This is a genomic window from Fructobacillus tropaeoli, assembly GCF_001047135.2.
GTDB lineage: Bacteria > Bacillota > Bacilli > Lactobacillales > Lactobacillaceae > Fructobacillus > Fructobacillus tropaeoli.
Genome location: NZ_DF968096.1, coordinates 1 through 5,254, shown reverse-complemented (window position 1 = coordinate 5,254; position 5,254 = coordinate 1). Strand labels below are relative to the sequence as shown.

Below are 5,254 nucleotides of genomic sequence, written 5' to 3'. Positions count from 1 at the left end.
TTTACTTCTTGGTTTGTCCGCATAAAGAAGGTGCCGTCATTACCGAAGTAGTAAAGCTTACCATTGATGTTTTGAACACCCTGAACTGCTCGACCGTCTGCACCTGTGTAGTATGTCAGACCCCAAGCTTGATGCCAAGCATTATCTTGACGCACACCATTTTCGAACCAATAGTAAGTATCCATGTAGTAGCGGAAACCAGTATATGGGTTACCACCTTCGTACCACATCCAGCTCTTGCCATCATTCAAGTAGCCACTAGCCGATCCCTTCACATTGAAAGTCCCATCGGTACCAAAGTCATAAGCATGACCGTCGATAGCATGAATTCCTTCAACTGTTCGACCATCATCACCAACATAATACTTCAATCCCCAGATATTTTCCCACTGGTTTTGTTGACGAATACCATTAATAAAGTAATAGTAAGCACCCATGTAATTTTGGAAACCGGTGTAAAGTTGACCATCATTAAACCACTTCCATGATGATCCATCATTCAAGTAGCCTTGCGCCTTCTTATTGGAATCATTCTTATATACATAAACACCATCACTATTTTTTGTGATATCTGTTGGCTGATTGGTTGTACTCTGTTCATTCGTAGTAGTTGTTGTTTGCTGTGGATTTACATTACTCATATCACTAGTTGAAGTCAGTTCCCCTGAGTTCGCATCATAATATGACCATGTACCATCAGCATTTTTACCCCAGCCACCTTTAATTTGGACGCCATGGTCATCAAACAACAATTGCTTGCCATCGATAGTTTGACTTCCAGTGACCTTTTGACCACTTTTTGCAGATAGATAAGACCAGGTTCCATCACTATTCTTAATCCAACCAGTAGTCTTATTTACAGCATTGCTACTACTTGAAGGATTTTGATTGCTCTTATTCCCACTATCTTGAGTAGATGATGAAGTTCCATCATTTGAGCTATTTGCAGGGACTAAATGTCCGTCATTAGCATCATAATATGACCAAGTTCCATTGGCATTTTTCTGCCATGAATTTTTAACCTGAATACCATTACTATCGAATAGCAACTGCTTTCCATCAATCACTTGCACCCCGGTTACTCGATCACCAGTATCGGCATTGTAATATGACCAAGTTCCATCAGGGTTTTCATCCCAACCGCCCTTGATTTGATTTCCTTGATTATCGAAAAGTAAATTTCTTCCCCCAATCAATTGATTGCCTGTTACTCGGTCACCGGTGTCAGCGTTGTAATATGACCATGTACCATCAGAGTTTTCACCCCAACCGCCTTTCACTTGAACTCCCCGATTATCAAACAATAATGTTCTTCCATCAATTACTTGCTTTCCCGTTACTCGATCACCGGTATCAGCGTTGTAATATGACCATGTACCATCATAGTTTTCACCCCAACCGCCTTTAACTTGAACTCCCTGATTATCAAAAAATAGAGTTCTTCCATCAATTACTTGCTCACCTATTACTCGATCACCAGTGTCAGCATTGTAATACGACCATGTACCATCAGGGTTTTCACCCCAACCACCCTTAATCTGGTTTCCTTGATTATCGAAAAGTAGGGTTCTTCCATCAATCACTTGTTTCCCTGTTACTCGATCATCAGTGTCAGTGCTGTAATATGACCAAGTGCCATCATCGTTTTGATTCCACCCAGTCAAGGCAACCAATGATTGTGGAAGCGTTGTATCAGTTCCTGATAATTTGAAATAGGCACCATTATTCCAATCTTTAAGAACATATCCCATACCAAGTCCTAAAATGTTCGTACCATTCATATATTTAGCCGACCATTCTTTAAGCGGCTGATCAGATGGAATCGCCTCTCGAGTTGCTGTAGCTGTTGTCATATATGCTGGTCCGTGGCCATTATCAGAATAATTTTTCAAATAATAATCGTAAGACTCTGAATCAAATAAAGTTGGATATTTTTCTTTAATAATGTTTAAGAAAGCACCACCATATTTCTTCTGATACTCACCACCACCGGTAGTATTGACCACGTATAGCTGTGTTCCAAAAGGCAAATCTACATCATTTCCGTAAACACCCGCACGACTAGCTGAAACAACTTCCTTTCCGTTTAAGGAATATAACTGATTCATTACGACATCAGCCATCACCTGCATGCCATTTTGATGAAGAGCCTTGATTGCGTTCCTTAAATCTTCATCAGTACCATATTTAGTAGGCGTTCCAAATCCCAAATCATAGCGATCTGAAAAAGCATATCCATTATCAATTGTTGAATCTAAGAAACTATGATCCTCTGATGAGCGATACTGCGGTGCCATTTCAAAACTAGTAATACCCCATTTAGCGAATTGACTAGCATTTTGACTAATCACAACATTTGTCATCTCATCATGTGTAGTTGGCATTGGTTGGAAATTAGAAAATCCCTCAAAAATAAGGTTTGAATCCAACGCAGCTCCCGTATGCAATACTTTCCCATCATTAGTACTTTGAGTAGATGGTGCTGTTCTAGCATCTTGATCAGCACTGGCACCAACCGGAACCCAAACAGCAAGGTAACCCGAAACCTGTGGATTCAAAGTTCCAACAATTTTTGTGTTAGCTTGACCATTAATATCTTGATTTGAAAAAGTCAAGATTCCATTGTCATCTGTATATACAACTGGTGCATTTTCATCACTATCGTAAGTTTGAATGCCATCGCTTGTCGTCAAGATTAATGGACGATAAGCTTGGTTTTTATGAGCAGCACCCATATCCAAGGTAACTGTTTGACCATCCGCAACCTTCACTGATGGATCATTACCAATAATGACACCAACACCTTCTGTTCTTGTTTCAGCATCACCTGTATCTTGAGCAGTCATTGCGTTTTTTCCAAAACGTACACTCTTTAATAACCCATTTTCATCAACGCTCATTGTTTGACCACCAGCGACGTATTGCTTTCTAGCAGTCATTAGTGAACTAATGGCATCATAATATAGGCTTTTTTGTTGCATATACTGACCATTATCTTGATACATATCTCCATAATATACTCTTGGAACAGTACCCTTATTTGTCAGCATTAAAGCATATATACTTGGTAAATTATAAATATTATACTTTTTGTTGGTTGACCGTTGATCTTGATAATATAAATCAAGGCCTTGTTCTAATTGTTCGGTAGTAAAATTAGTCCAATCAGCCCCTGTTGCAGCAGTAATCGCTGCACCAACGTTTTCCTGAATTCCTTTATCATGTGCATGAATAATAGAATAATTTGGAATACCATCATCAGTAGAAAAATTAGCATGATCCGCAATCACTTCACCACTATCGACATCCTTTATTAAGTTTGACAGTGATGCATTTTTACCTGGAGCGTTAGTTAAAGAATCAGTTGCTAACGGACGAATATTTGATTCAATTAAGCCATCGCTATTATAAGTGGTTGTTCCAGCATCAACCCCTGCTTCCACTAATGATAAATGTTGATTTGCAGTAGCTTCATTTTTCGTTAAATTGAATGCCTGTCTCAAATAATCGTATGTTCTTTGAATAGCGTCATTATGAATAAAATCAACAGCATCTAATCGAATACTATCAAAATTGGAATCATTATCTAAACCATTAGTCGTAATAGAACCAAAATTCATCAAATAATATAGCCAATTCAAATCCTCAGCCTGCACAATTGGATTTTGATTATCAACATCATTAGCTAACAAGAAATCAAAAGCATTTCCTGCCTGGCGGTAATTTGAATTACTTGTAGGCGTCATAACACTATTCCCGTATTTCAAATACCCACCCTGGAACCAAGCGTCACCCTGCCATGGAGATTCAGAATCAGAATTCCAAATAAATTGTTGCTTAACAAATGAAGGATGGCTATCATCACCACCAAATAACAGCGTATTTAACCAATCTGTGCTACCCTCTGACTTAATTCGCTTTTCAATTGCAATTTGAGCCTGATAAGCGGCTTGATTCAAAATAGCCTGATCTGTGAAAAGATCATATTGAACCGTACTTGATAGCAAATTATTATTTTGCATTAATTTCAGATAATTAACTTCAACGTTTTTATTAGGCCACCAATTCATAATGAAAGGGCGATACTCCCCTTCGTTTGAAGCGCGCCAATTTTCACCATTATCCAAAATATACTTTGGTCGATACCAAGTATCAGCCGTTAAGAAGCCATCAACAGTATTCGTATAATCCTTAGTATCAGTACTATTTACAGCATTGTGTTGTGAAACATCATTAGCCGGTGTATTTTGTACATTGGTGAACAAATATGTTCCAACACCACTATCATTGAAATAATACGTTGCACCATTTGTAGCCACTTGCTTATGCTTAGCTTGTTCACCAGTTGTAGGATCAAAGTAATTTAACTGACCATTAACGGTTGCCAATCCTCGAATATTAGCATTTTGAGCATCGGATACTTGATCAATTGTTGTTGTAAGTGTTCCTTGACTTGGTTCAAAATAATAACTCTTATTACCAATAGTAGCCGAGCCACCTTTAACTTGGTTACCAGTATTCTCATCAAAATACCTAAGTTGACCATCGATATTTTGAATTCCCTTAACAAGTTCCCCATTACTATTCTGATAGCCCCAAGCACCAGTATTGCCAATTTCCGTATAATGGCCGTTACTTTGAGTTGGAACCAAATGTCCCTCGCCACTATTTTGATCAAAATAATAATAAGTACCATTAATACTTAAAAATTCACCTTTAACTTGAGTACCATCAATGAAATTAAAATAGCGCAGCTGACCTTGGCCATCTTGGTACATCCCTTTAATTGCAACACCATTGACTAAATAATTCCAGCTTTGCCCACCATTTGTAGTTGAATATTGTCCACCAGCTGGCAACGCAGTTGTTACTTGCGTTGACTGAATCTGAGTTGATGATTGTTGTGAATCATCTGCTTTAGCACCATTATTCCCCACGCTAATAGATAACGCGGAAAAGGAGATGGCAACTGAAGCGGCAACCCACATTTTCCCTGACTTATACAATTTCTTTCTCATGAATACTTACTCCGTCTCAATTTCATCATACAAATAAATACCCCATAAGTTTAACTGAAAATTAAATGCTCATCAACCTTATTAGCCTTTTAAATTATAAAAAATTAAATTTAATTAGAAAATCATCCAAATATAGAATAATAAATTCAGTAAATAAAAAAGTATAAATATTTTATTTTTTAATAAAAATAATTAAAAAATAAAGATATCTATATCTTATATAAGTTTTATATATA

1 protein-coding gene is annotated in these 5,254 nt (G+C 37.4%); it reads right to left on the bottom strand.

The window, feature by feature from the left end; genetic code table 11:
- The coding region (locus AOQ32_RS07800) for a glycoside hydrolase family 70 protein (RefSeq protein ID WP_059394329.1) at positions 1–5,018 on the bottom strand (5,018 nt) is incomplete at its 3' end.
- Positions 5,019–5,254: the final 236 nt, after the last annotated feature.